Source organism: Myxococcota bacterium (genome assembly GCA_041389495.1).
Classification (GTDB): Bacteria; Myxococcota_A; UBA9160; order UBA9160; family UBA4427; genus JAWKRT01.
On the sequence record JAWKRT010000001.1, the window covers coordinates 2,368,303 to 2,393,776 of the forward strand.

Annotated in this window: 22 protein-coding genes; 11 read left to right on the forward strand and 11 right to left on the reverse strand. The window is 72.6% G+C overall.

Features of this window, described 5'->3' with window-relative positions; translation table 11 throughout:
* Positions 1 to 18: 18 nt before the first annotated feature.
* The 5 genes from R3E88_10505 to R3E88_10525 all read right to left on the reverse strand — a co-directional run bounded on the left by R3E88_10505 (position 19) and on the right by R3E88_10525 (position 6,585).
* The gene (locus R3E88_10505) at positions 19 to 927 is read right to left on the reverse strand and encodes a CoA ester lyase (protein MEZ4216896.1); all 909 of its coding nucleotides are present in this window, start codon (positions 925 to 927) and stop codon (positions 19 to 21) included.
* Positions 924 to 1,373, reverse strand: a complete 450-nt coding sequence (locus R3E88_10510) for a MaoC family dehydratase (GenBank protein MEZ4216897.1) — start codon at positions 1,371 to 1,373, stop codon at positions 924 to 926. The genes R3E88_10505 and R3E88_10510 overlap by 4 nt, the downstream gene beginning before the upstream one ends.
* 146 nt (positions 1,374 to 1,519) lie before the next feature.
* Complete coding sequence (locus tag R3E88_10515) at positions 1,520 to 3,022, reverse strand: hypothetical protein (protein MEZ4216898.1); 1,503 nt, start codon at positions 3,020 to 3,022, stop codon at positions 1,520 to 1,522.
* 76 nt (positions 3,023 to 3,098) lie between these two features.
* Positions 3,099 to 5,255, reverse strand: coding sequence for a LamG domain-containing protein (locus R3E88_10520; GenBank protein ID MEZ4216899.1), 2,157 nt, complete (start codon positions 5,253 to 5,255; stop codon positions 3,099 to 3,101).
* Positions 5,256 to 5,343: 88 nt separating this feature from the next.
* Positions 5,344 to 6,585, reverse strand: a complete 1,242-nt coding sequence (locus R3E88_10525) for a hypothetical protein (protein MEZ4216900.1) — start codon at positions 6,583 to 6,585, stop codon at positions 5,344 to 5,346.
* Between the two features lie 447 nt (positions 6,586 to 7,032).
* Between R3E88_10525 and R3E88_10530 the strand changes: the two genes are divergently transcribed.
* From R3E88_10530 to R3E88_10570, 9 genes are all read left to right on the forward strand, one after another.
* A complete protein-coding gene (locus R3E88_10530) occupies positions 7,033 to 7,533 on the forward strand; it encodes a TlpA disulfide reductase family protein (protein MEZ4216901.1) in 501 nt (166 codons plus the stop codon).
* 68 nt (positions 7,534 to 7,601) lie between these two features.
* Positions 7,602 to 7,778: a DUF4266 domain-containing protein gene (locus R3E88_10535; protein MEZ4216902.1), complete on the forward strand. Its 177-nt coding sequence runs from the start codon at positions 7,602 to 7,604 to the stop codon at positions 7,776 to 7,778.
* Between the two features lie 18 nt (positions 7,779 to 7,796).
* Positions 7,797 to 9,047 carry a DUF3570 domain-containing protein gene (locus R3E88_10540; protein MEZ4216903.1) on the forward strand — a complete coding sequence of 417 codons (1,251 nt, stop codon included), beginning with the start codon at positions 7,797 to 7,799 and terminating at the stop codon, positions 9,045 to 9,047.
* A gap of 1 nt (position 9,048) precedes the next feature.
* Positions 9,049 to 9,999: an FAD:protein FMN transferase gene (locus R3E88_10545; protein MEZ4216904.1), complete on the forward strand. Its 951-nt coding sequence runs from the start codon at positions 9,049 to 9,051 to the stop codon at positions 9,997 to 9,999.
* Between the two features lie 73 nt (positions 10,000 to 10,072).
* On the forward strand, positions 10,073 to 10,531 hold the full coding sequence (locus R3E88_10550) for a hypothetical protein (GenBank protein MEZ4216905.1): 459 nt from the start codon (positions 10,073 to 10,075) through the stop codon (positions 10,529 to 10,531).
* Positions 10,532 to 11,628: 1,097 nt separating this feature from the next.
* Positions 11,629 to 11,892, forward strand: a complete 264-nt coding sequence (locus R3E88_10555; protein MEZ4216906.1) for a hypothetical protein — start codon at positions 11,629 to 11,631, stop codon at positions 11,890 to 11,892.
* A complete protein-coding gene (locus R3E88_10560; GenBank protein MEZ4216907.1) occupies positions 11,889 to 13,961 on the forward strand; it encodes a hypothetical protein in 2,073 nt (690 codons plus the stop codon). Before R3E88_10555 ends, R3E88_10560 begins: the two co-directional genes overlap by 4 nt.
* 25 nt (positions 13,962 to 13,986) lie before the next feature.
* Positions 13,987 to 14,538 (forward strand): hypothetical protein, encoded by a 552-nt coding sequence (locus R3E88_10565; GenBank protein ID MEZ4216908.1) that lies wholly within the window; start codon positions 13,987 to 13,989, stop codon positions 14,536 to 14,538.
* A gap of 96 nt (positions 14,539 to 14,634) precedes the next feature.
* Entirely contained in the window at positions 14,635 to 15,231 is a 597-nt protein-coding gene (locus tag R3E88_10570; protein MEZ4216909.1) for a MotA/TolQ/ExbB proton channel family protein, read from the forward strand.
* On the opposite strand, the gene R3E88_10575 is transcribed toward R3E88_10570, so the two are convergent.
* The 6 genes from R3E88_10575 to R3E88_10600 all read right to left on the reverse strand — a co-directional run bounded on the left by R3E88_10575 (position 15,228) and on the right by R3E88_10600 (position 22,650).
* Positions 15,228 to 16,475 carry an ABC transporter permease gene (locus R3E88_10575; protein ID MEZ4216910.1) on the reverse strand — a complete coding sequence of 416 codons (1,248 nt, stop codon included), beginning with the start codon at positions 16,473 to 16,475 and terminating at the stop codon, positions 15,228 to 15,230. The genes R3E88_10570 and R3E88_10575 overlap by 4 nt on opposite strands.
* Before the next feature lies 1 nt (position 16,476).
* Positions 16,477 to 17,718: an ABC transporter permease gene (locus tag R3E88_10580; protein ID MEZ4216911.1), complete on the reverse strand. Its 1,242-nt coding sequence runs from the start codon at positions 17,716 to 17,718 to the stop codon at positions 16,477 to 16,479.
* Positions 17,715 to 18,458: an ABC transporter ATP-binding protein gene (locus R3E88_10585; protein ID MEZ4216912.1), complete on the reverse strand. Its 744-nt coding sequence runs from the start codon at positions 18,456 to 18,458 to the stop codon at positions 17,715 to 17,717. Before R3E88_10585 ends, R3E88_10580 begins: the two co-directional genes overlap by 4 nt.
* Complete coding sequence (locus R3E88_10590) at positions 18,455 to 19,555, reverse strand: efflux RND transporter periplasmic adaptor subunit (protein ID MEZ4216913.1); 1,101 nt, start codon at positions 19,553 to 19,555, stop codon at positions 18,455 to 18,457. Before R3E88_10590 ends, R3E88_10585 begins: the two co-directional genes overlap by 4 nt.
* A 127-nt stretch (positions 19,556 to 19,682) precedes the next feature.
* A complete protein-coding gene (locus R3E88_10595; GenBank protein ID MEZ4216914.1) occupies positions 19,683 to 21,800 on the reverse strand; it encodes a secretin N-terminal domain-containing protein in 2,118 nt (705 codons plus the stop codon).
* Between the two features lie 43 nt (positions 21,801 to 21,843).
* A complete protein-coding gene (locus tag R3E88_10600; protein MEZ4216915.1) occupies positions 21,844 to 22,650 on the reverse strand; it encodes a hypothetical protein in 807 nt (268 codons plus the stop codon).
* Between the two features lie 307 nt (positions 22,651 to 22,957).
* On the opposite strand from R3E88_10600, the gene R3E88_10605 reads away from it, so the two are divergent.
* The gene (locus R3E88_10605) at positions 22,958 to 24,229 is read left to right on the forward strand and encodes a phytanoyl-CoA dioxygenase family protein (GenBank protein ID MEZ4216916.1); all 1,272 of its coding nucleotides are present in this window, start codon (positions 22,958 to 22,960) and stop codon (positions 24,227 to 24,229) included.
* Positions 24,230 to 24,235: 6 nt separating this feature from the next.
* Positions 24,236 to 25,066 carry a lipoate--protein ligase family protein gene (locus tag R3E88_10610; GenBank protein ID MEZ4216917.1) on the forward strand — a complete coding sequence of 277 codons (831 nt, stop codon included), beginning with the start codon at positions 24,236 to 24,238 and terminating at the stop codon, positions 25,064 to 25,066.
* Positions 25,067 to 25,474: the final 408 nt, after the last annotated feature.

Here is a 25,474-nt window from a genome sequence, read left to right on the forward strand (position 1 = left end):
CGGAACGTGCGGCCCGCGTCAGGCCCGTTCGCCGCCTTCGGCGCGCGCGAGCAGCGCCCGCGCGCGCGCGAGGTGCGGAGCATCGACCATCTCGCCGCGGAAGGCGAACGCGCCGCGGCCCGTCGCCGCGTGCGCTTCGTAGGCGGCGACGAGTTCGCGCGCCTCGGCGACGGCGCGCGCATCCGGCCCGAACGCCGCGTTCACGACCGGGATCTGCCGCGGATGGATCGTGAGCTTGCCCGTGAACCCCATCGCGGCCGCCGCATGCGCCTCGCCGCGGAGACCCTCGTCGTCGTCGAGCGCGGTGAAGACGCCGTCGACGGCGGCGATTCCGGCGCTCGCCGCGGCGAGCAGGGCGAGGGAACGCGCGAGCCGGAACACCTCGAGGTACGCGCCGCCGTCGTCGCGCGTCGCGCGCGCGCCGAGCGCGGCCGACAGATCCTCGGCGCCCCAGGTGAGCGCGACGAGGCGCGGCCCGTCGGCGATCTCTTCGAGGCGGAAGACGGCGCGCGGCGTCTCGGTCGCGATCGCGGCGACGCCGACGGAGCGCGACGGTCGTCCGGCAGCTCGCTCGGCGGCCTCGATTCGCTCGTCGAGCGCGGCGAGATCGCGAGCGGATTCGACCTTCGGCGCGAGCACGACGTCGGCGTGCGCGCCGGCCATCGCGACGTCGTCCTCGTTCCACGGTGTCGACGCGGGGTTCACGCGCACGACGCGGGCTGCGCGGACGCTCGTCGCGGAGAGCCACGCTCGCGCGCGGTCGCGCGCCGCGGGCTTGTCCGCCGGCGCGACGGAGTCCTCGAGGTCGAGGATCAGCGCGTCCGCCTCGAGCGACGCCGCTCGCGCGAGCATGCGGTCGCTCGCGGCGGGGACGAAGTGCCAGGTGCGCCAGCTGCGGGCGCGCGCGCGGAGCGCTTCGAGACTCACGGGCGGCGCAGCATCATCGCCGCGCGTCGACAACGCGCCACGATCTCGCCGCGCTGGTTCCGCGCGCGGTGCTCGAACGTCACGATTCCCCAGCCCGGGTTCGAGCGCGACTCGCGCTTGTCGAGCACCTCGGTCGAGGCGGTCAACGTGTCACCGAGAAGCACGGGCTTCGGGAACTCGACCTTCTCGAAGCCGAGGTTGCCGACGGTCGTTCCGAGCGTGGTGTCCGAGACGCTCAGGCCGACGAGCAACCCGAGCGTGAAGAGGCTGTTCACGAGCCGCTCTCCGAAGTGCGACGACTTCGCGAACTCCGCGTCCAGGTGGAGCGGCTGCGGGTTCATGGTGAGCGTGGAGAAGAGGAGGTTGTCGGTCTCGGTCACGGTGCGCGAGGGCGCGTGCTCGAACACCTGTCCGACCGAGAGCTCTTCGAAGTACCGGCCTGCCATTGGGGCTGGGTACCAGACGGCGGCCCACCCGGCATCCGGCGCGGGGCGGATCGGACGCGCCCAGGGGATTCATGCGAGACGCGAAATTCGCGCCTCAACAATTCGGAAGAACTCAGGAAAGCCGGCGAGCACGTTCGGCGACGCTGCTACCGGATGGGCTCGAACGCCGTGAGGCCCGCCCGCTGGGAGGGCGTGAGTCCGTTGAAGGGCAGGGCCCCGTCGAAGCTCGCGAGATCGTTGTGGAGAGCCAGGTAGTTCAGCACCACGGCCTCGGCGAGGCGGTCGACCGAGTTGCTGACGAGCGTCGCCGCGGTCTCGAGCGAGCCGTTCGAGCGGAAGTACCCGATCTGGTTTCCCACCGTCTGGGGCGTCAGCGCGGGCCGCGGCCCGAGGAGCGGCGGGTTGTAGGCGAGCATGAACACCGACGACGTCGACGCGTTGTCGGACTTCCAGATGCCCTTCCCGCGACCCTGCGCCGAGTCGTCGTTCTCGCCGTTGCTCGACACGGCGCCGTCGCTGAAGACGTAGATCATCACCTGCTGGTTGAGCAGCGCGGCGTACTCGAGGATCGCGCCGATGCACTGGCCGGCCGACTCGTCGCGACGCTCGCCCGTCGAGCGCGTGCTGTCGTGGTAGTCGTAGCCGCCGAGCTCGATCGTTCCCGCGCCCGCGAACCCGTTCAGCACGAGCTTCATGACGCTCGCGGTCTTGCGCAGGTCGCCGTTCGAGTTGATCTCCGCGGGCGTGATGACCTGGTTCAGCACCGGATCGTTCGAAGGGTCGAGCGCCGTCGGGCTGCCGAACGTCTGGACGAGGCTCGCGCTCTGGATGTAGCCGCAGTGCACGAGGTCCTCGATCAGCTGATCCTCGTCGATCGTTCCGAGCTTGAGCGCGCTGATCTGCTCGACGGCCGACATCACCGCGCCGGCGTCCGCCTGACCCAGCATGTTGACGAGCTTGCCCGTGTCGACGAGGCCCGTCGCATCGGACGGACGGTCGATCTTGGTCGGCCGGATCGCGGGGTCGATCATCGCCATCGGTGCGATCGAGCGTCCCCCCGAGTCGGTGTTGTCCGTGCCGATGAGCGTGAGGAGCTCGCCATCCGCGCCCGCGGCGGCGATGCCGTACATCGGGTTGTGCGGATTGTTCTGCGTGTCGTTCTCGGAACGCGCGCACACGACCACGCCGTTCGTCTGCGCGAGCGTCGTGGCCTGCGCGCGCTGGACGATGCCGCGCAGCATCGCGGAGTCGGTGTGGAACGCGAGCCCGAGCGTCTGATCGACGAAGGCCGGATCGGTCGGCAGCATGTCGGTGGGGATGCCGAGCTTCACGTAGCCGTCGACGCCGAGCGGACCGAGCTGCCCGGCCTGGTCGCCGACCAGCACGTTTCCGCCGGCGATGTTGGCACCGCCCGCCAGGTCGAAGCAGATGAACGGGATCTTGCCGGCGCCGCCGAGCGACCCGCCACAGCTGGGAGCCGCGCTCGCGTGACGGGCGATGATCGTCGAGAGCGAGGGGACGAGTGCCATGCCGAGGCCGCCGAGCAGCCCCCGGCCGAGGAACTCGCGCCGCGTGACGGGCTTTCGGTGGCCGAGCCGGCGGGAGCTCTCCAGGGAGCGGCGCTCGAGATCGCGGAGCTTCGGGTTCATGCGGTTCGTCCTCTTCGAACTTCGCGACGGGTCGCGCGGCGCGGGCGCGCGCGACGGGCCGCGGCGGCGGGGTCGTTCAGTGGAGCGTCACCACGGCGCTGCCGAGGACCGCGGTGCACGCGGCCTTCACGGTGTCCTTCGTCCGCTGCGCGTCGCACACCGTGCAGCTCGCATTCAGGCTCGAGATCAGTGCGTGCACCTCGGCCTTCACCCCTGCGGTGCTCGGCTGGTTCGGGATGCCGACGCCCATCATCTTGTCGACGATCGGGTCGACGACCAGGTCGGCGTTCGCGCCTGCGAAGGCGGTGGCGACCGGCGCGTCGAACGCGAACGTGCTGCCCGGGCCGAAGAACGCGTCGCGCGCCACCGGGTCCTCGACGAGCTCGTCGCAGTACTCGAGCGCGAGCTTCGAGATGCCCATCTGGTTCGAGGAGACGAACGTGCGCAGGTCGAAGCCGGCCGGGAGCTGCTCCTGGAGGGCGACGAACTGGGACTGCACCGCCGGCGTCGCCGGGCTCACGCCCGTGAGCGTCGCCATGCTCGCGTTCACGAGCTCGAAGTTGCGGAGCCCCTCGGCGGGCACGGGCGGCAGCACGCTCGTGTCGACACCGGCCGGCGTCACCGTCTCGACGAAGTCGTGCTCGTAGCCGTCGACGATCTCGATGTCGATCTCGAATACGTCGAGCCCGGCTCCCTGGTCCTGGGCGATGACCGAGCAGAGGCGCGAGATCTGCGTGGGCTGTCCGAACGATGCCGCGTCCACGTTCGCGAACGCCTGGCCGTTCACGGGCATCACGCCGTTCACCGCGATGCGCAGCCCGGCGATGCGGAGCCCGTTCGCGGCGTTCGCGTAGAAGACCGGCTGACAGAACAGGTAGCTGTTCGAGTCGAGCTCGCTCACGAGGAACTCGAGATAGGCGCCCGGGCCCGCCCACTGGCTGACGTCGAAGCGCAGCACGACCTTCCGGCCGACGCCGGCGAGGTAGTTCTGGTTGATCTGCTGGGGCGTGAGCGCCTGGTCGTAGATCGCGACGAGCTGGATCTTGCCCTTCCACTGGCGGTTGTTGGTGCGCTCGTTGCCGAGGAGGAACGAGTAGTCGCTCGCCCAGTTCCACATGGGCTGGGCCTCGACCGGATCGACGTCGTCGGTGAACAGGCCGTCGACGTAGATGCGGCGGCCCGCACCGAGGCTGTACGTGAGCACGACGTGCTGCAGCGTGGCCTGGGCGTCGCGGTCCATGTCGTAGGTGATGAGGTCGGGCGTGCCGTTGGTGGAGATGTTCGCCGAGGTGTTGCGGTTGCGGAACGCGTACTGGTAGAAGACCTGGCCGAGCGTGAAGTTCCGGCTCGACGTGTTCTGCGAGTAGCTGATGATGCGGGGCGTGTTGTCGCCCTGGTCGATGTTCGCAGGCACGATCCAGGCCTCGACGGTGTACTGCTGCGTGCCGGTCCCCGGCGCCGCGATGCGGTCGTAGAGCTTGCGCGAGGTGGCGGGCCCCGCGATCGCGCGGCCGTCGACGATGTCGATGCCGTAGCTCGGGAGCCACGACACGTCGGCGCCTTCGAGCGTGAGGTCGATGGCCGGAGCCATGCCGCTCGTGTCGGCCACGGTCGTTCCCGTGCCCTCCTTGAACTCCCACAGCGCGATCAGATTGTTGGCATAGCGTTCGTCGCTCGAGTCGAGCTCGACGCCGTCCGCCATCATCTGCTGACTCGTGCGAATCGTTCCGGGGTCGACGCCGGCGCCCGTGTAGCTGATCTGCGTCGCCCAGTCGGCGATCGCGGCGCGCATCTCCTCGGCGTTCACCGTGCACACGCCCCAGCAGTAGTGGAGGTCCACCGCGAGGCGCTGCACCAGGCGCGATGCGAGCGGATTGCCGAGGTTCACCTTCTGGTTGTTCATCGAGGCGTAGTAGGCGGTCGCCGTGTCGGCATGCGCGATCGCGGGGGTGCCCGGGCCCGAGCCCGCGTGGCAGGAGGCACACTGGGCCTGGAGGATCGGCAGCACGGTCGTCTCGAACGCGGGGATCGACTGTGCCGGGTCGGGAGCGGAGCCCCCGCCGCCGCCCGGGAGCGTGCTTCCGCTCGACGACGAGCCTCCCGAGCCGGGGCTGCCGCCGCCGTAGTCGCCGCAGGCCGTCGCGCCCGCGACCACGAACGCGATTCCGAGCGCGAGCCCGATGCCGCGGAGTCGGGGCGACTTCCTCTCGTTGCAGGCGTGCGCGGACTTCATGCGGGCACTCCTCGATTCCCTCTGGACGAACGCTCGATGCCGATGCGGGAGCAGGGCAGGGCGCGACCTCTCGCCGCGCGCGTGCCCGTCAGTCGTCCATGCAGTATTCGGCGACGGCCGCGAAGGCCTCGCGGATGTCGTAGCTGTTGGCAGCGAAGACGTCGGTCGCGATGCGCGACACCTCCTGCCGCTCCGCGAGGTTCGCCGGCTCCCGGAAGCACACGCGCTTCCAGATCTTCTGCACCTGGCACTCCGCGAACGCGTCGCTCAGCGCGATCTCCTGACCGAGGCTCTTCGCGCCCCAGCCTCCGCTCGACGGACCGTTCCAGCCGAGGACGCTGTAGTCGCCCTCGCGCCAGTAGTTGTCCCAGCGGTTGTCGGTCGTGAGATACCCGAACGGGAAGGTCGTCGCGTTGATCAGGTACTTGCCCTGCACCGCGCCCGGCGTGTGGACGACGCGACCGAGGTCGGGGTCGTTCGGATCCGGCACCCACTCGAAGTACGCGAACGCGCCGGCGACGGCGTCCATCGGCGCATGGCAGCCCACGCACATGTTCAGGAACACGCTGCTGTCGCCGCCGGGCGATCGGCTCACGTCCTGGCGCACGCGGTCGGCGGGACGCGTGTTGTCGCTCAGCTGCTCCATGTCGCGGCACAGGAAGTTCATCGCCGTGTAGCGCCACATCCGGCGATTGGTGCCGGCCCGGAAGAACGCCTTCCCCGCGGCGCGCGTCGTGAGCACGCCTGCAGCCTCCGAGGCCTGCACCTGCGAGCCCGACTGGCCCGACTGCGTCTGCCGCACGAGGAGCGTCGGGTTCGAGAGGTCGACGTGTGCGGCCTCGAGCTCCTCGTAGTGGAAGTTGTCGTCGTGCGAGTAGGGCGTGAGGCCGAGGCTCGAGGCGCCCACGTAGAGCACGTCGTCGTAGAGCACCTCGGTGAACGGACGGCCGTCGCGGACGATGCCGATCACGGTGGCCGTGTAGTCGTTGAGCGGAGCGAACGAGGTCTGCTCCTCGTTCGTCCACGGCGTGATCCAGTTCTTGAGCGACGTCGTGAAGAACTCGGGATGCGCCATGGCGCGGAAGGCGGCACCGCGCACGTCGGTCGCGACGATGTCCTGCTCCATCAGTGTCAGCGTCGTCTCGTCGGGGGGGACACCGACGAGGCGATCGTGGATGCGCTTGGCTCGATCGCGCTCGACCGGCCCCGCCATCGCGGCCGTCGCGCCGACGAGCAGCAGGGCGACCCCGAGCCCGAGCACGCCGAGCAGGCCGCGCGCGTGCGCGCGGCGTCGGTGCGAACGGAAGAGAGCGCAGGTGTGATCCGCCATCTCGTGCCTTCGTCCTCGCGCGGGCGGGCCGTTCGGAGCCCGCAGAGGCTCGTCGTCGATCGGCGGATCGCGCCGCGCGACGGGAGCGAGCCGGCCGCCGGGCCTCATCGGTGATTTCCCCACGAAACTGGTGATCTCGCTCACCTCGCCCGGTATGCGCCCCGAAGCGGGCGGCGATGGCGCAGCACCTGCGCAGCCTCTCGGCAAGCGAGCGGAGCGACGCACTCGGCGCGCGCAAAGCCGCTCGATGGCGGTCCGCGCGGTGACGGTGCGCACAAGGTGGCGGGCCCGCAGGTCGATCAGGTTGCGCCGACGCTGCACGACCGTTCGCGCATTGCGCGGCCCGGTCAGCGGTGGCCGCGGTGGCGTGCAGCGCCGCCAGGGGAGATCGATCGAATGCGGATGGACCTCGCTCGTGGGCGGCAGCGCCGTCGCCCGGTTGCCTATGTGCTCGCACTCGCACTCGCCCTCGCGCTCGTGGCCTCGGGAGCGAGTGCCGTCGAGCCTGGCGATCCGGCGCCGGCGTTCGCGGTGCCCGCCATCGACGGCGGCGCCGACATCCGGCTCGAGGCCTATCGAGGCAAGGTCGTGTATCTCGACTTCTGGGCCTCCTGGTGCGCGCCGTGCCTCACCTCCCTGCCGCAGCTCGACGAGCTGCAGCGCGAGCTCGGCGACGATGGCTTCCAGGTCGTCGCGGTCAACGTCGACACCGACCCCGACAAGGCGCGCCGCTTTCTCGCGAAGTTCGGCGTCGCCTATCCGAGCGCGACGGATCCGAAGGGAACCGTCCCGTCGACCTACCAGATCTCGACGATGCCGACGTCGTTCCTGATCGATGCGAACGGCGTCGTCCGGTACGTGCACGAGGGCTTCCGACAGGGCGACGTCGGCGAGCTCCGGGGTCGCATCCGCGAGCTGCTGAGCGTGCCCGCCGCACCGGCCCGCTGAAGGGGAGGACGATCGTGGACAAGCGAATCCTCCACGGGGGTGTCGTCGCGCTCGCGGCGTGGGTCGCCATGGCCTCGTCGGGGTGCGTCGCCGTGCAGCCGTGGGAGCGCGAGGTGCTCGCGCGTCCCGACATGGCGTGGGAGCCCGACCCGCTCGAGGCGCAGCTCGACGGGCACATCGCGTTCAGCAAGGAAGCCGCCCTCGTCGGCGGCGGGACGGGCGGCGGCGGCTGCGGCTGCAACTGACGAGAGGCGAGCGAGAGCATGGCTGAGCGGAATCGGGGATCCGCGAACGCGAACGGCTGCGAGCGGAGAGGGCGTCGACGACGCGATGCGGGCGCGCGCGCACTCCGGGCGCTCGCGACGAGTGCGCTCGCCCTGCCGGGCGTGTCGAGCCCCGCGCGCGCCGACGCGCCGCCCGAGCGGGCAGAGCTTCGCGGCGGCTACTCCCTGTATCGAGAGGACGATCTTCCCGGTCATCGCGTCGAGGGCGGCCAGGCCTCCGAGCGCTACGCGATCGACATCCTCCAGCTCGAGTTCCGCACTCCGTTGGGCGCGCGGTCGGACGTCGGCGTCAACTTCGTATGGGAGACGATGAGCGGGGCGAGCCCGATCAGCGTCAGCACGGCGAACCGCGTCGTGATGAGCGGCGCCACGATCGAGGAAGAGCGCATCGATGTGCGCGGCGATGCCAACTACTACTTCGACGAGGGGCGCCTCGGCGGCTCTTTCGGCGTGTCGACCGAGAACGACTACCTGGCGGTGAGCCTCGGTGTCGACGGATCGCGCAACGTGAACGGCGGCGCGACGACGCTCCTCGGTGGCCTCGCGATGTCGTTCGACGAGGTCGATCCGACGTCGGGCGGACCGAACGGAGCGCTGGCCTCCGAGGACAAGCAGTCCTACACCGTGTTCGCGGGCATCGCGCAGCTCCTGAGCCGGACGGCGGCGCTCCAGGCGACGGCGACCTACCGCTACTCGACCGGCTACTTGTCCGACCCGTACAAGCAGGCGTTCGTCGGAGGTGGCCCGCTCGCGGAGAGCCGTCCGGACCAGCGGAACCAGGTCGCGGTGCTCGTCCGCGCGCGCAAGCACTTCGAGCAGGTGAACGGCACCCTGCACGGCGATTTCCAGTACGCGTTCGACGACTGGGGCATCAACGCGGTGACGCTCGAGCTGGCCTGGCACCAGAGCGTCTTCGAAGCGCTGAGGCTCGTTCCGCAATTCCGCTACTACTCGCAGAGTCAGGCGGACTTCTACGACACCTTCTTCCCAGGGCCGACGGCGCCGCGCCACTTCTCGAGCGACTACCGGCTGTCGCCCTTCGGCGCGTTCACGTACGGACTCCGCGCCGAGACGAACTTTCGCGGCATGTGGAGGACCGACTGGGACGTCGCGATCTCCTACGACCGGTACGTGAGCGATGCCGATCTGGCGCTCGGCAGCGTCGGCGTCGAGCATCCCGGCCTCGTCGCCTACCACCTCGTCTCCGTTCGTCTGACCGGCCGGTTCTGAAATGGGGCTCGAGCTCGAGCGCGTGCGCTTCCGCGCGATGGGGAGCCCGTGCGTTCTGCACTTCCATGCCCCGTCCCGGATCGACGCGAAGCGGGTCGCGGACGGGGTGGTCGGCGAGGTGCGCCGCCTCGAAGCGAAGTATTCGCGCTACCGCGACGACAGCCTCGTCTCTGCGATCGCGCGATCCGCGGGCTCCGCGAGCGGCATCGACGTCGACGACGAGACGGCTTCGCTGCTCGACCACGCAGCGACGTGCTTCGCGCAGAGCGAGGGCCGCTTCGACGTCACCTCGGGCGTGCTGAGGCGCGCGTGGGACTTCCGCTCGGGTCGGGTTCCCGACCAGCGCGAGGTCGACGCGGTGCTCGAGCTCGTCGGCTGGGAGCGCGTCGTCTGGGCGCGTCCGCGTCTCCGGCTGCCGCGCCCGGGCATGGAGCTGGACCTCGGTGGCGTCGTGAAGGAGTACGCCGTCGATCGCTGTGTCGGTCTGCTCCGGGACCTCGGGGTCGAGCACGCGCTCGTCGATCTCGGCGGTGATCTCGGCATCGCGGGACCGCATCCCGACGGCGCACCCTGGACCATCGGCGTCCGCGATCCGTTCGAGCGCGGCGAAGCGCTGCTCACGATCGACATCGCGCGCGGCGCCGTCGCGACGAGCGGGGACTACGAGCGCGGAATGACGATCGGCGACCGGCGCTACACGCATGTGCTCGACGCGCGAACCGGGTGGCCGGTCGAGGGCGTCGCGAGCGTCACCGTCGTCGCGCCGCACTGCACGGTCGCGGGCAGCGTGTCGACGATCGCGATGCTGCTCGGTCGGGAGCGGTGCGGTCCGTGGCTCGCGGATCTCGGCCTTCCGCACGTGAGCGTGCTCGCAGACGGCCAGGTTGCGGGAACGCTCGCGCCGCGCGTCGCCGAAACCGTCGCATCGCGTCCCGCCGTCGCTGCCGCATGACCGACTCCGCACCGCGCAGGAGGTGCGCAGTGCGGCCTACACCCGAAGTGCGAATCCGTCGAAAGGCTCGCCCATGAGTGCCCCCTCCGGCCAGAGCGACGCGCCCGCGTGGCTCTTCAGCTTCGTCGACCTCGCGTTCCTCCTCCTGCTCGCGATGACGCAGCTCGCGAATCCGGGCGCCGTGCAGCTCGGCGAGCTGATCGTCCCGAAGATCGCGGAGGAGCGCACGGAGCCCGCCACGGCGGCAGTCCGCGACGGATTCCAGCTGCGCGTGCATCCGCCCGAGGAGGGCATCGCTCCCTTCCAGCTCGTGCGGTCGACCGACGCGCCGACGGCCGACGTCGTGCGGGTCGACGAGGCGGAGCTCCGTCGTGAGCTCGCGGTGCTCCGCGAGCAGGGCGAGGAGAAGCCCGCACTCGCGCCGCACGAGGATTCGCGCAGCCACGATCTGCTGAAGGCGGTCGAGCTGCTCGAGGAGCAGTGGCCGACGCGGCGCCGCGCCCTCGTCGAGCGGGTCGTCGCGACGCGATGATGCGCCGCCGCATCGAGGAGCTGTACGGCCACGGCGCCGCGCACGTCGCCCTGTGCGCGGAGCCGATCCACGTCGGCGAGCCCGATCACGCACTGCGGCGCGCATTCGAGATGTTCGGTCGCGACCTGCGCGCCGAGGGGCTCGCGCGGTCGCTCCGCTACGGCAGTGCGCCGTTGCTCGGCCTTGCGCTCGTCGCGCTCCTCGCGCTCGCGACCGTGCTGTCGCGACCGCGCCTCGACGACACCGACATCGAGCTCGTTCCGTTCGAGGTGGCCCAGGCCGAACCGCTCGAGCCCGCGCTCGAGGAGCCTGCGCCTGCGCCGGAGCCTGCCCCGGAGCCGGAGGTCGCGGTCGAGCCCGCGCCCGCTCCGCCGCCACCCCCGGTCGTTCGCGAGATGCCGAAGCCGCCTCCCGTCGTCGCGCAGCGCCCGCCCGAGCCGCCGGCGCCCGCGCCGCGCCGCGCGCCGCCGCCGCCGAAGACCGCTCCCGAGCCGCCGCCGCGCCCGCGCGTGCAGATCGACTCCGTCGCTCGCGCTGCGCAGCCCGAGCCGCCGGCGGCCCGCCCGCTCGTCGCCCGCGCGAATCCGAGCGACAGCGCGCCGCGGCCGCGGGTCGATGTCGCACCGCTCGCGGCCGCGCCGGCTCCGGACCTCGCACCGCCGCCGGAGCCCGCTCGCGAGCGCTTCCGTCTGGCTTCGGCCGCTCCGGCCGCGGCCCGACCGACAGTGCGCGTCGACCCGCTTCGCCCGCCCGCGGAGACTCCACCGGCCGCGCCTTCGCCGCGCGTTCCGCCCCGGCGCGACGCCCCTGCGAGCGCGAGACCGGCGCCGCCGCGGCCCGATCTCGCTCCGGCGGCGCGCCCCGCCGTCGCGCTCCCTTCGGAGGATGGCGCGCGAGCGAGGACCGCGCGCGTCGCGCCCGCGCTCGAGCCGGGCCGCGATGCTCGCCGCGCCGATGTCGACGTCGCTCCGCTCGGACGCGCGCCCTCGGCGGCACCCCGCGCCGCGGCGCCGCCGCCCCGTGTCGCCCGTTCGGAGCCGATCGCCGCACCGAGCGCGGGGCCGCGCCGCTCCGACGCCGAGGAGCAGCTCGCCGGCGTGCCGCTCGGATCGCTGGCGGCGTGCGTCTCGGATGCCCGCGAGGACGCACTCAAGCAGCAGGTCATCGCTGCCGTTACGACGCAGAAGGAATGCGTAAGTGAGGCGGGGCACTACCGATTCCTTCAGACGAAGAACCTGAACTCGTTCCTGATGTTCGTCGAGCGAGCGCCCGGCCGCGGCGAGTCCGATCGCTGCGTCGAGCTTCGCCACGCACTCGACTGTCTGGAGCGCAGTCCGCGCACGAGGAACCGAACTTCATGATGCCTAACGACAAGCGACGGGTGGGGGCGCTGCTGTCGGTGCTCTGGGCCGGGCTCCTGCTCGCGTCGCCCGCGGCGGCGGCCGACGACGTGTGGGCCGCCTATCTCGACTATGCCTACGTCTACTCGTCGGCCGATGCCGACGCACTGCGCGCGCGCCTCAACGAATACGGACGCGAAGCGGGGATGCCGCTCGAGAAGTACATCTCGAGGGAGTTTCCGGGTGGCGACGCCGACGACGGCGCCCCCTTCGACGAGGCGAAGAAGCGACGCGAGGCGATCGCGTTCCTGCTCCACTATCTCGCGGTCGGCGAACCGACGGCGCTCGAGCGTTCGGTCGATGCGGTCGTCGCGCTCGAGGATCATCTCGGTCGGCACGAGAACCGCTACTGGTACCACTACGTGATGGCGCACCGGGCGCTCGACCGCGGCGACTCGTTCGCATTCGTGGGCGAGGTGCTCGATCTCTGGCTCGGCGTCGTCGTTCCCCTCGAGACGCCGTACGAGACGCTCCACACGCTCTCGCTCTCGGACTCGCCGAACTCCGGCTTCGTCTCCGCACTTCCCTACGTGTTCGAGAACCTCTCGCGACTCGTGCTGATCCGCAGCCAGGAAATGGGCATGACGCGCGACCTCGACCCGCTCGCGGCGGTGGTGCGCCTGCTCCACGACGGTCGCGTCGGCTCGCACCCCGACGTGATTCCGGTCGACGCCTCGTCGTACGCGTACCTCGACCGCATCGTGGCGCGGCTCGACGGTCCGGAGTCCGACAACGGAAGCCTCACGTTCACGCTCGCGCTCTTCGAAGCGACCAAGTACCACGACGCGGCGCGCGGCCTCCTCGCGACGCACGGACTCGACGGCGAGACGGTGCGCGCGATCGAGCTCGCCGCGGGGGCCTACGAGACGGCCCTGAACCGGGCGGAGACGGTGCAGGGACAGGCGGCGGTCTACGCGCGTGTGCTGCGCCAGCTCGGCGAGGTCTACGCGGCGAAGCAGCGGCTCGGCGTCGACCCCGACATCGAGATCCCGTTCACGCTCGAGGGCGCGATGGAGACCTACCGCGAGCTTCAGCGCGGGCTGCACGGTGGCTGGGCGGAGCTCGGGTTCGCGAGCGTGGGACGCGAGGCGTATCTCACGACGCTCCAGGGCCTCTGGGAGGAGATCCAGGAGACGAGCCTGAACGCCGCCGACTACTACCTGTCGCGCAGCGTGAAGAGCAAGTTCCGCTCGGACGAGCACGCGCGCAACGCCGCTCGGATCTACGACGGCTACCTCGCGTTCTTCAAGGCGTTCGCGACGGCGAAGGACAAGGAAGGCGTGCCCGAAGCGGCGTACTTCGCCGCGTTCGAGGCCGCGCGCGGGTACGGCGACGCGATGCTCCGCTACGGCACGCGCAAGCCGACGCCCGCCGAGGTCGATCTCGCGACGCAGCGCTACAAGAGCGCGCTCCGGATCTTCCCGTTCGACCACACGGTCTGGGCCTCCATGACCGAGGGCCTCGAGCGCCAGGGCCGCGAGAACGACTACCTCGAGATCGCCCGTCCCGTCGCCGATGCCGTCGCGCGCAGTCGCGCCGTCAACGTCTGGATCGAGAACGAGGAGCCGGGGTTCGCGGCGCTCGCCGCCTACCGCCGCGCGTTCTCCGACAGCCTCGCGCTCATGTACCTCGGCTTCTCGACGGGCGACGGCGTGGGCGACATCGAGGCGAGCCTCGGCGAGCTCCGCGCCAAGCGGGGCGAGATCGAGCGGGAGCTCGACGGCCTCACGATCGAGCGCGAGCAGCGGGAACAGGGCGACTACTACCCGGCTTCGCCCGCGGCCGACGCCGGTGACGACGGGCCGGGCATCGCCGAGCTGAACCGCCGCATCTCGCTCGCGACCGAGCGCATGGACAAGCTCGACAAGCAGATCGCTGCGCGAACGCGCGCGCTTCCGCTCTTCCAGGACGTCCTCCAGCAGGAGGACCTCGCAGGCGCGCTGCGCGTGCAGCGCGACCACAAGATCCACACGCTGCTCCGCCGCATGTACCACGAGTCGCGCGGCGTGAGCGTCTCGGCGCAGCGGTAGTCGCCGCTCGGCAGGAGGAAGCGCCATGTCCGGATCGGATCTTCGCAGCGTGCGCCTCGCGGTGGCGGCCGCCGTGCTCGCGGTGGTCGGACTCGCCTGCGCGAGTGCGCCGACGGGCTACGACGAGTTCGCGCTCGACGCGACGGCGGCGGAGGAGAGCGCGCCGCTCGGCGGCGAGGCGCTCGCGCAGAAGAAGTCGCAGATGCAGCGCGCGCTGCGCGACCTCATGCACTTCCATCGCACGATCGCGAGCCTCGCGTCGCGCCGCGACTCCGCGGGCTTCACGAACTTCTCGGGCTTTCTCGACGCGTACATCGGGACGCACGTCGACCCCATGCTCGAAGGGCAGTGGCAGAGCCGGCATCCCGAGCTGATGGCGCTCGACGCCAACGTGCGGCTCCTCGAGGCCGAGATCTTCATCGTCATGCGCGACACGTCGCGCGTACAGCGCACGATCGACGACATCCTGACGCGCTACGCCGGTCGCGAGAACATGCTCGTGAAGTTCCCCTCCGGCGAGCAGGGGACGCTGCTCGAAGGACTGCAGAAGGTGCAGCAGGGGAAGTGGCGCGGCTGATCGCGCCCGGTCGCGCGAGGAGCGGGAGCGGAACGGAGGCGCGCGCCGCAGGGCGCGCACCGGAGAAGGGCGACACGGCCCGAGCGGAGCAGAGCCATGGGATCGATCCTGTCGACGGACGCATTCGTCACGAGCTTCGTGAGCGCGATCTCCCTGATCGCGGTCTGGGTCCCCTTCTACCGCGGGCTTAAGCTCGCCGTGCGCGCGCGCGCCGCGACGCGTCGCGTGCCGCCCCAGGAGCTCGCCCACGCGGGCGGCTCGGGCGAGGTCGACTCGTTCGCCCTGCTCATGGTGCGGGTGCTCGCGAAGTCGCTTCGCGAGAGCCAGGGGCATCCCGCGGAGTTCGTGATCGATGCGACGCGCCAGTACGTGCAGAACGAGTACGAACAGAACTACGCGCGCCTGATCTCCATGTACGCCAACCTGCTCCCGCCGCTCGGGTTCATCGGGACGACCACGGGCATGCTCATCCTGTTCTTCTCGATGCACGCGTCTTCCGCGTCGCTCGAGCTCGGCGCGCTCGCGCTCGCGCTCACGTCGAGCATCTTCGCCCTGATCGCGTTCGCGATCCTCGAGGCGCTGAAGATCCGCCTCTACGGTCGGCTCCTCGTGTGCCTCGACGATGCCTCCGCGCTCGGCCGCCAGCACTCCGCTCGCGTCGCCGCGCAGCGATCGGCGGCTGCGACGGCCTAGCCTGCGCGAAGGGCCTCGGCGGGCGGCGTGCGCGCCGCGCGCAGGGCCGGCGCGACGCCCGCCACGACCGCGACTCCGACGAGCGTGAGCGCAATGCCGGCGATCGTTCCCGGTGTCGCCGCAGCCGCCGTCGCGAGCGGCGAGTCGTCGGGGACGAGGTTCGCGACCAGCGCCGTCAGGGCGACCCCCAGCGCCGTGCCCGCCGCGGCGGCCGCGATCGCGACGAGCGCCGCCTCGGTGAGGAACTGCGCGAAGATCGCGCGCGACGTCGCGCCCACGGCCTTGCGGAGTCCGATCTCGCGCCGCCTCTCGCCCGCCACCACCAGCATGATGTTCATGACGCCGACCGCGCCGACGAGGAGCGTCACGGCGCCCGCCGCCGAGACGAAGAGCGAGAGGGCGTCGATACCCGCGAAGATCGGGTCGAGAGCATCGTGGGTGTCGAACACCCAGAGCGCGGGCTCGACGTCCGGCGTGAACGCATGGTGCAGCGACGTCACCTCGCGCACGCGGCGGACGGACTCCCGGCTTCGCGTCGCGGCGACCGGCGTGTAGACGACCTCGTGCACCACGTCGTCGCGCGCGAACCAGCGCTGTGCCGTCGTGAACGGGATCCAGATCTTGAGGTCGTCCGGGTCGCCCGGGTTCATCAGCTGCTCGCCCTTGGCGGGAGTCACTCCGACCACGCGGAACCGCAGCGACTCGATCTGGATCCACCGCCCGAGCGCGTCCGCACCGCGGCCGAAGAGACGCTCGGCGACGCGCGGGCCCACCACCGCCGCTCGTGCGCGGCGCGCGACGTCGCTCGGCGCAAGGAAGCGACCCGTGCGTGGCGCGAGGTTGCGCACGCCCTCCGCGGTCGGTCCCACGCCTTCCACGTGCAGCAGTCGCGTGCGTCCGTTCGCGCGGACGAGGCGCGTGCCGAGGTCGACGACGGGTGTCGCCGCGCGCACCACGGCGAGTGCGTCCACGCGCTCGACGTCCTCGCGTTCGAGCTCGACGGGGCGCGCGCCGCGCTCGCCGACGCGGTCGCGCAGGACGCGTCCTCCTCCGAAGTAGACGAGGTCCGGTCCGAGCTCCCGGAACTCGCTCGCGAAGTGACGGTCGATGCCCTGCATGGTCGCGCTCAGGAACGTGAGCAGGAAGGCGCCCCACGCGACGCCACTCGCGGTGAGCGCGAAGCGGAGTGCGTGCGCGCGGATGCTGTTCGCCGCGTCGAGTGCGAGGTCGAGGAGGCGCGTCACCTCACTCTCCCCGCAACGTGAGCGCCGGGTCGACGCGCGCCGCGCGCAGCGCGGGAACGGAGCCCGCGCCGACCGCGACGGTCCCGAGCACGCCGAGCGCCAGTGCGACCGTCGAGAGCGAGAGACGCGGTACGGGGATCAGATCCGGGAGGTCGAGGCCCGCGAGCGCGAGGCACCCCCCGATGCCGAGCGCCAGGCCGAGCGCGCCACCGAGCGCGACCACCGCCACCGACTCGAGGAAGAGCTGCAGCAGCACGTCGCGCGGTCGCGCACCGACGGCGAGACGGACGCCGATCTCGGGGCGTCGTTCGCGCACGGCGTCGATCATCATGTTGAGCGTGCCGACGCCCCCGATCACGAGCGTCGCCGCCGAGAGCAGGAACATCGCGGTGCCGAGCTCTCCGAGCGGAAGTCGCCGGAGCATGTCGACCGCGCTCCAGCCCTGGATCGTTTCCTCGTCGGCGGCCGAGACGCCGAGCCGGTGGGCGAGCAGGGAGCGCAGCTCGTCGCGCGTCGGCTCGTAGAGCGCCGCATCGCGCATGCGGTAGAGCACCGTCGCGACCACCCACTCGTCCGTCTCCGGATGCGGCCAGAGCGACATCGCGGTCGTGATCGGGATCCAGGCCTGCTCGTCGAGCGGGTCGCCGTCGTTCGCGAGCTGCGTGCCCACCCGCGCGTGGAGGCCGACGACGCGGAACGGCTTGCCCTCGATGCGGACCCAGCTGCCGACGCCGCCGTTCGGGCCGAGCAGCCGCTGGCGCAGCACGTGGCCGAGCACGACGACGCGGCGACGGTGGTCGAGGTCCGACTGCGAGATGGCGCGCCCGGCGACGACGCGCGGACCGCGGATGGCGATGCCGGCGGGCTCGACGCCGCGCAGGTCGACGTTGAGCGCGGTCTGTCGGTAGGCCGCCGTCACGTAGCGCCGCGCCTCTCCCGCGACGAGCTCGGGAAGGCGCGCGCGGCGACGCACGCTCAGGACGTCGTCCCAGGTGAAGCGCAGCGAGCGGCGGTCGACGGCCGGCGTGAACTCCTCGCCGATCCGGCCGGGCCAGAGCTGCCCCATGTTGCGCCCTGCGCGGAAGAAGCCCTCCTCGAGCATCACGACGACCCCGTCGCCCCAGCTCACGAGCAGGATCACCGACGCCGTTCCCCACACGAGGCCGAACATCGTGAGCGCCGAACGGAGCTTGTGCGCCCAGAGCAGGCGCAGCGCCTCGCGCACGGCGTCGCGCGCGTTCACGACGCGCTCGCGTGCGCGTCTTCGCCCGCCGTCGCGCCGCGGCCGGGAGAGGGGCCGCGCCGCTCGTCGCGTTCGATGCGCCCGTCGCGGATCCACAGCCGGCGCGGTGCCGCTTCGCCGATGCGCGGGTCGTGCGTGACCACGACGACGGTGTTGCCCTCGCCGTGGATCTCGGCGAGCAGCGCGAGGATCTCCTCGCCGGTGCGCGTGTCGAGGTTGCCCGTCGGCTCGTCGGCGAGCACGAGGCTCGGTCGGTTCACGAGCGCGCGGGCGACGGCGGCGCGCTGCCGCTCGCCGCCCGAGACGGCGCCCGGGAGGTGGTCGGCGCGATGCGCGAGGCCGACGCGCTCGAGCGCGGCGAGGGCGCGCGCGCGCCGCTCGCGGCGCGGCACGCGCCGGTAGCCGAGCGGCAGCTCGACGTTCTCGACGAGCGTCGAGCGCGGCAGCAGGTTGAAGCTCTGGAACACGAAGCCGATCTGCTCGCCGCGCACGCGGGCGAGCGCGTCGGCCGAGTACGACTCGACCGGCTCGCCCGCGAGCTCGTAGCGCCCGGAGGTCGGCGCCGACAGACATCCCAGGATCTCGAGCAGGGTCGTCTTTCCGCTGCCCGACGGCCCCATGACGACGACGGATTCGCCCGACTCGATCTCGAGGTCGATGCCGCGGAGCGCGCGCACGGGAGCCGTGCCCACGTCGTAGACCTTGTGCACGTCGCGCAGGCGGAGCAGGGGGGCCGTCACTCGACGTAGACCTCCTCTCCCTCGTCGAGCCCGCGGCGCACCTCGACGCGGTCGCCGTCGACGATGCCGATCTCGATCGCGCGCTCGCCGCCCGCACCCTCGTCGCCCGATGGCGCGAGGTGCGGTCCCTCGACGTAGAGGGCGTCGCCCCGATAGCGCAGCGCCATCTCCGGGATCGTGAGCGCGGCGGGAACGACCTCGGCGACGATCTCCGCGTCGCCCGACATGCGCGGACGAAGCCGCGCCGCGTCCGCGTCCGTCACGTCCACCTCCACCTCGAAGTAGGTGACGTTCTCGATGCGCTTGCCGAGGGGCGCGACGTGCCGGAGCACGCCCTCGAACGTGCGCTCGCCGAAGGCCTCGGTGCGGATGCGCGCAGGCTGCCCGATGGCGAGGCGCGCGACCTCGTTCTCGTCGACGAGCCCCTCGAGATGCAGCGTGTCCGCGCCCGCGAGCGTGAGCAGGAGCGTGCCGCCGTTCACCGAGGTCACCGGCGAGACCGCGTTGCCCTCTTCGGTGTGGACCTCGAGCACGCGTCCCGCGAGCGGCGATCGCACCGTCGCATACGAGAGCTGGGTCGAGAGCGTGTCGAGCCGCGCGCGGGCCGCCTCGGCCGCGGCGACCGATCGCTCGTAGCGGGCGTTCGCCTCGTCGCGCGCGCGCTGCGAGGCCGCGCCGCGCGCGCTCAGCTCGCGCTCGCGCTCGATCTCGACCTTCGCGAAGCGCAGCCCGGCCTGCGCCTCGCGGAGCGCGGCCTCGGCCTCGCGCACCTGCGAGGCGAGCAGCTCGCGCTCGATCTCGACGAGCACCTGGCCGGCCGCGACCTCGTCGCCGTCGTCGACGAGAATGCGCTCGACGATGCCCGCGATGCGCGGTCGTACCTCCACCTCCTTCGCGGGCTCGATCGTTCCCGTCGCGACGACGATCCGCTCGATCGCGGCGCGCTCGACGCGCGCCGTGGCGCGCGACGGCGCATCGCCGTCGCCGCACGCGACGGTCGCGAGCACCGCCGCGAGAACCGTGGAGAGGCGGCGCGCGGCGCGCGCCGACGGGCGGCGGGCTGCAGCACGGGCCTTGCGCCCTGCGGACGTCGTCATCGAGGCTCCCGAGGGCGCTTGGCTGGGGGCGGGCGCGACGAGTCGCATCGCCGCGCGCGGGCGGCGGCGTGTGTTATGCGGCGCGCACCCTATCACACCGTCGGCGCGACTCCACGCCGCGCGCCGCTCAGTTCGGCGCCGAGCCCCCGGCGCGGGGCGGACCGCCGATCGCGTCCCCCGCCGCGGCCAGCGGGACGACCTCGGCGCGCAGGCCGTCGGCGAAGAGGCGGAACGCCTCGTCGGCCGCGTCCTGGTAGCGGTCGAAGCCGAAGAGCTGCACGTCGTACGACGGGCTCCGGTCGACGTCGCGCCAGGCGACGACGCGCGCCGGGTGCAGCTCGGAGTCGAGGCGGGCGGCGAGCGCGTCGGCGTCGTCGCGCTGGAAGCCGGACGGGATGCGCAGCGCGAACGGCGCGCGCGTCTCCGGCGCGCCGGCGAGCACCTCCTCGCGCGCGAGCGCGCGTTCGAACGCCACGCGCCGGCGGATCCCGTAGGCGGCGAGCGCGTCCGAGTCCGGCAGCGGCGTCGCCTGCACGGCGATGACGAGCCGCGTCCGTCGCTCGTTCTCGATCGTCCGGTCGAACAGGCGTCCGAGCACGGGCAGATCGCGAAGGAAGGGGATGCCGACGTGCGTCGTCGTCCGCGTCAGCTGGACGGGCGTGGCGATGGCGACGGCGGCGCCCGAGCGGAGCTGCGCCACGGTGTGGATCGTGCGCTGCTGGAACGTCGGGCCCTGCGCCGCGTCGACGAGCGGCGCGCCGACCGCCTCGATCTCGATCTCGACCTCGAGCTCGACGCCGTACTCGCTGCCGATCGTCGGGCGCACGCGCAGCTCGATGCCGACGTCGCGCCGCTCGATGGTCGTGCGCTGGCGCAGCAGCTGATCGCGGTCGTTCTGCGCGGGGGCGGCGACCGGCACCGGCACGTTGTCGCCGCTGAAGATCACCTGCTCCTCGCCGTTCAGCGCCAGGAGGTGAGGCCGCATGAGGGTGCTCGCGACCACGTCGTTCGCGTTCGCGACCACGACGAGCCGGCTGAGCCCCCGGACGACGTCGATCGCGAGCGCGTCCGAGGGCTCGAGCGCCGGCGCGAGGTCGCCGGCGGGGAGCACGGTGACTGCGCCGATCGCGTCGCCGTCGAGCCCGAACTCCGACGCGGCGGAGAGCTCGAAGTCGAAGCCGCGCGAGTAGGACCACTCCTGCACGAGCGCGTCGACGGCGATCTGTCGCGGCGGCCGATCGAGCGCCGCGACGAGGGCGCGCACGCGCTCGACGACCTCCGGCGCGGCGTTCACGACGATCGACGCCGTCGCCGGCTCGGCGACGACGTTGAGCCGCGCACCGGCGAGGCCGCTCCCCTCGCCCGGACCGACGCCGCCGGGCGCGGCCGCGAGGGCCTGCAGCGCCTCCACGACGGCCGTCGGGTCCGCGTGCTGCAGGCGAAGGATGGCGAGCTCGCCGCTGCCGCGGACCGGGTGGTCGAGCGCGTCGAGCGTCGACTCGATCTCGTCGGCGAGCGCCGAGGGCGCGCGGTAGAGCACCGCGTTCGTCCGCTCGTCGACCCACAGCTCGACGGGATGCGCCGCGCCGCTGCCTTCCCCATAGCGCGCGTCGAGCACGCCGAACACGAAGCTCGCGTCGCGCTCGCGCAGCGTCCGCAGGCGGAGCGGGTCGCGCGCGTCGGCATCGATCGCGCGCACGAGACGCGCGATCGCGGCGAGGCGCCGCTCGGTCGTCGCGACGAGCAGCGCGTTCGTGGCGGGGAGGGCGACGGCGAGCGTGTGGGCGTCGAGGAGCGGCGCGATCACGTCGCGGAGCTCGGCGGCGTCGGCGTGCTGGACGTCGAGGAGCGTGACGAGCCGCGACTCGCCGTCGCCCGTCGGGACCTGCACGCGAAAGGGGTCGGACGCCTGGGCTTCGGCGAGGGCGACGACCTTGAAGCCGCCCGCCGGGATCGGAGCCAGCGCGAAGCCGCGCATCGCGAGCGCCGCATGCAAGAGCTCCCAGGCCTCGTCGACCGTCACCGGGCGCGCGAGCGAGATCGTGACGCGCCCCGAGAGGGACGTGTCGTAGATGAAGCGCGATCCGAGCTGGGGCGCGATGCGATCGAGGATCTGGGGGAGGTTCGCGTTCTGGAAGCGCATCGCGATGCGGGGCGCGTCGTCGCGCGGTGCGGCGGCGGCGCGCGGCGTCGCCGCGGCGCCGAGCCACGCGACGACGATCACGAGCGCAGCGGCCGTTCGCATGGCGCGGAGGCTATCGGCGGCCTGCGAGCACCGCTAACGCGGATCAGGGCTCGTAGCGGTCGCGATCGGGCTCGAAGAGGCCACGCGGGAAGCGCACGGACCAGAACCGCACGCGCAGCGTCGTGCGCAGCTCGTGCCCCGAGACGTCGAGCTTCTGGACGCCGTAGTCCTGCGAGCTCGTGGTGTCGGTGATCTCGTTCTCGAGCCGTCCGACGGGGACGTAGCGGTAGCCTGCGGTGAACACGACGGCGTCGCTCAGCGGGATGCCGAGCTCGAGGCCGAGCTGCCAGAGGAAGCCGTTGTCGCTGTGCTTGCCGCGCGCGTCGAACGAGGTCGACTCGACGCGCGTGCGCTGGTAGCCGATGCCGAGGCCCGTGTTGAAGGTGACGTCGCGAAGCCAGCGCTGTCGCAGGCCGATGGCCTCGAGGCCGTGTCCGAGCGGGAGGTCGAGCCAGGCGTTCGTCAGGAGGGCCCACTGCGACACGCTCACGTGGTGCGTGGCCAGGCCCGACGCGCCGATCGCGACGTCGTAGTTGCGTCCGCCCGCGAGCTCGAGCTCCGTTCGGATCACCCAGTCGTCGAGGTCGACGTCGGGCATCCAGCGGGGCATTCGATGACGGCGCGGGAGCGCCTGGCGGAGCGGGAACTCGAAGCCGGCGACGCCGGCGAAGACCGGCGAGGAGTCGGTGTCGGTGCCGCGGTTCGCGCGGTTGTCGTTCGCGCCCGCGCGATCGCCGTTGTGTCCGTGCGGCTCGACGATGCCGAGCGTGGTCGCGAGCGAGCCGGCCGCGTAGAAGTCGCCCGCGGCCGCGTCGGCCGCGACGAGCGACTGGCAGACGGTGGCGAGCACGAGCGCGCGGAGTGCGCGGCGAGCTCCGGGAGCGCGGAGCCCGCGGCGCGCGCCGCGAGCGGCTCGGTTCCTGGTCGACGACACGTTGGCTTCCCTCCAGGCCGGCATCCGCGGCGCGCAGCGCATCGCCGCGCGCGCTCGCGGTGCCCGTGACACGGCTCACCCCATCGGCGGAAGTGGGCCGGAAGCTGAGGTGCATGCGACCGGGCAAGCGGCCGGACTCCGGGGGGTTTCCCACCGCGGCGCGCGGGGTGGAGCGCCGCGGCGCGCAGTCGGCGCGCCGCGCTGCGGGAGTAGACTGCGCGCCATGCCGTCCCCGCCGCTCCGCGAGCGCTTCCCCGTGCGCGACTTCGAGACCTTCCACGAGGCCGAGCTGCCGCGACTCCTCGCATCGGGCCGCGCCGCGCTCGCGGCTGCCGATGCGGCGCCGGTCGGCTCGCTCGCGCTGCGCGTTTCCTCGGCCGAGGGCGCGTCGCGCGCTTTCACCTACGTACCGACGGTCGACGGGGTCGCGCTCCGCCGCGGCGACGCCGAGGCCGACGTCGTCGTCGAGCTCGACGGCGAGCGCTGGAGCGACCTCGTCGACGATCTCGAGTCCGCTCCCGGCCTGCTCTACGCGGGCGCGTGCCGCGTCGTGCGCGGCGACCCGATGCGCTTCGTCCGCTGGGAGCCGAAGCTGCGCGCGCTCTATGCGGGCCGGCCCGTGTTCGACCTCGAAGCGCCGCCGCGGCTCGTCGACCGGCGCGGGCGTGCGCTCGACCCCGCGCATCGCTTCGCGCAGGGCGACGACCGCGAGGAGATGGCGCACTTCCTGCGCGAGGCGGGCTACCTCGTCGTTCGCGGCGTGTTCGCGGAGGACGAGATCGCGGCGCTCCGCGAGGACGCGCGCGCGCTGCGCGCCGCGGCGCGCGAGGGCGATGGCACGTCCTGGTGGGGGCGCGACGCGCAGGGCGCCGCCACCCTCTGTCGCGTGATCGACGCCGCGCGGCGCGATCGCATGGCCGCGCTCTACGCCGACGCGCGCATCCTCTCGCTCGTCGCGCTCTCGGAGTTCGACCTGCGGCCGCGCCGGCGCGACGACGACGAGGCCGTCTCCGTGCTCTGGAAGCAGCCCGACATGGCGGAGGGCCTGGGCGACCTGCCGTGGCACCGCGACTGCGGCCTCGGCGGACACGGCGTGATGTGCCCGTTGCTGATCGTCACCGTGAACCTCACCGCCGGAAACGCCGAGGCGGGCGAGCTCCGCATGCTTCCGGGCTCCTGGCGCAGCTCGGTGCCGTTCTTCGAGGCGACCGACGCGCGCGCGCCGAAGGGCGTCGGTCTGCGGGTCGATGCCGGAGACGTGTCGCTCCACTACGGCGACGTCATGCACGCCGCGCCGCCTCCGCGCCGCGCGGGTCCGTGGCGGGACGACGGCTCCTTCCGCACGAGCGTGCTGCTCGGGTTCGCGCGCGAAGGCGCGCTCGCACACCACCGGGGCGAGGGCGTCTACAACGACGTCCTGCTCGGGAACGAGGACGGGCAGGTCGAGCACCTCGCAAAGGTCGCGGCGCGCAGCCGCCCGGCCGACGGGAGCTGAGCGCGCGTGCAGATCGCGCTGCATCGCGAGGGCTTCCCCGACGCCCCGGCCCTCGACACGGCCGTGTCGCACGCGCTGCTGCGCGAGGCCGACGCCGGACGAGGGCGCGAGTCGCTGCGGCTCTACACGCCGGGAGACGCGCTCGCGTTCTCGGTGCTCGACCGCACGCGGCCGGGCTTTCCGCTCGCGGTCGCGCGCGCGCGCGCCGCCGGCTTCACGCCGATCCTGCGGCTCGCGGGCGGCCACGCCGCGGTCTTCGAGCGCGGCGCGCTCGCCTTCGCCTGGACGGTGCCCGCGCGGTCGCCGCGCGACGGCATCCGCGCGCGCTTCGCGGCGATCGCCTCGCGCATCGAGCGCGCGCTGCGCCGGCTCGGCATCGACGCGCGCACGGGCGAGGTGGCGGGCGAGTACTGCCCGGGCGAGTTCAGCGTGAACGCGCGCGGTGCGGTGAAGCTCGCGGGCATCGGCCAGCGCGTGCTGCGCGGCGCCGCGCACGTGGGCGGCGTCGTCGTGGTGCGCGACGCGCCGCGCGTGCGCGACGTGCTCGAGCAGGTCTACGAGGCGCTCGACCTCCCGCTCGCCGGCGCGACGACCGGCAGCGTCGAGAACGAGCTCCCCGGGGCGACCGCGGCGGACGTCGCGGCGGCCCTGATCGCGGAGATCGCATCCGAGCGCGCGTGTGCGGAGGCCCCGCTCCCGCCGGCCGCGCTCGAAGCGGCGCGGACCCTGGCGCCGGGCCACGCCCTGGAAATCGACATTCCCGCGAGCGCTTGCGCCGAAGACCTCGAGCCGGATGGAAAGCTTCTGCTGGCGCGCGCGAGGGCGCTCGAGGTCTGACCGCCCGAGGCGGTGCGCGCGCTCCGGAGCGGCGCTGCGCGCCTCAAGCGAGGCTCGCGGCGCGCCGCAACGGCCCCGTGGCGCGTTCGCGCCGATGCACGGGAGGCCGGCTTGGCAGCGGACGAGGCCCAGGGCGCGATCGACGACGGCGACGGCCGGCTCGACTCCGCAGCCGCAGCGGACGCGGACCTGCCCGCTCCCGTCGGGCCCGCCGACGCGAGCCGCCGCGCCGAGGACGCCGACCTCCCGGCGGCGTTCGTCGCGACCTCGGCGCCAGGGCCGTCTCCCGGGGCACCTCCGACTCCGCCGCCGACCGCGGCTCCGATCTCCGCGCCTCCTTCGCCCGCGCCGCGTCCGACCCCCGCATCCGTCGCCGCGCACGGCGCGAGCGCGGCCGCCACAGCGGCG

Bases quoted from the DNA above. Each gene is read 5' to 3' on its own strand.
- R3E88_10510 (MEZ4216897.1), bottom strand. From the start codon at position 1,373: ATGGCAGGCCGGTACTTCGAAGAGCTCTCGGTCGGACAGGTGTTCGAG.
- R3E88_10515 (MEZ4216898.1), bottom strand. From the start codon at position 3,022: ATGAACCCGAAGCTCCGCGATCTCGAGCGCCGCTCCCTGGAGAGCTCC.
- R3E88_10520 (MEZ4216899.1), bottom strand. From the start codon at position 5,255: ATGAAGTCCGCGCACGCCTGCAACGAGAGGAAGTCGCCCCGACTCCGC.
- R3E88_10525 (MEZ4216900.1), bottom strand. From the start codon at position 6,585: ATGGCGGATCACACCTGCGCTCTCTTCCGTTCGCACCGACGCCGCGCG.
- R3E88_10535 (MEZ4216902.1), top strand. From the start codon at position 7,602: ATGGCCTCGTCGGGGTGCGTCGCCGTGCAGCCGTGGGAGCGCGAGGTG.
- R3E88_10540 (MEZ4216903.1), top strand. From the start codon at position 7,797: ATGGCTGAGCGGAATCGGGGATCCGCGAACGCGAACGGCTGCGAGCGG.
- R3E88_10545 (MEZ4216904.1), top strand. From the start codon at position 9,049: ATGGGGCTCGAGCTCGAGCGCGTGCGCTTCCGCGCGATGGGGAGCCCG.
- R3E88_10550 (MEZ4216905.1), top strand. From the start codon at position 10,073: ATGAGTGCCCCCTCCGGCCAGAGCGACGCGCCCGCGTGGCTCTTCAGC.
- R3E88_10560 (MEZ4216907.1), top strand. From the start codon at position 11,889: ATGATGCCTAACGACAAGCGACGGGTGGGGGCGCTGCTGTCGGTGCTC.
- R3E88_10565 (MEZ4216908.1), top strand. From the start codon at position 13,987: ATGTCCGGATCGGATCTTCGCAGCGTGCGCCTCGCGGTGGCGGCCGCC.
- R3E88_10570 (MEZ4216909.1), top strand. From the start codon at position 14,635: ATGGGATCGATCCTGTCGACGGACGCATTCGTCACGAGCTTCGTGAGC.
- R3E88_10590 (MEZ4216913.1), bottom strand. From the start codon at position 19,555: ATGACGACGTCCGCAGGGCGCAAGGCCCGTGCTGCAGCCCGCCGCCCG.
- R3E88_10595 (MEZ4216914.1), bottom strand. From the start codon at position 21,800: ATGCGAACGGCCGCTGCGCTCGTGATCGTCGTCGCGTGGCTCGGCGCC.
- R3E88_10605 (MEZ4216916.1), top strand. From the start codon at position 22,958: ATGCCGTCCCCGCCGCTCCGCGAGCGCTTCCCCGTGCGCGACTTCGAG.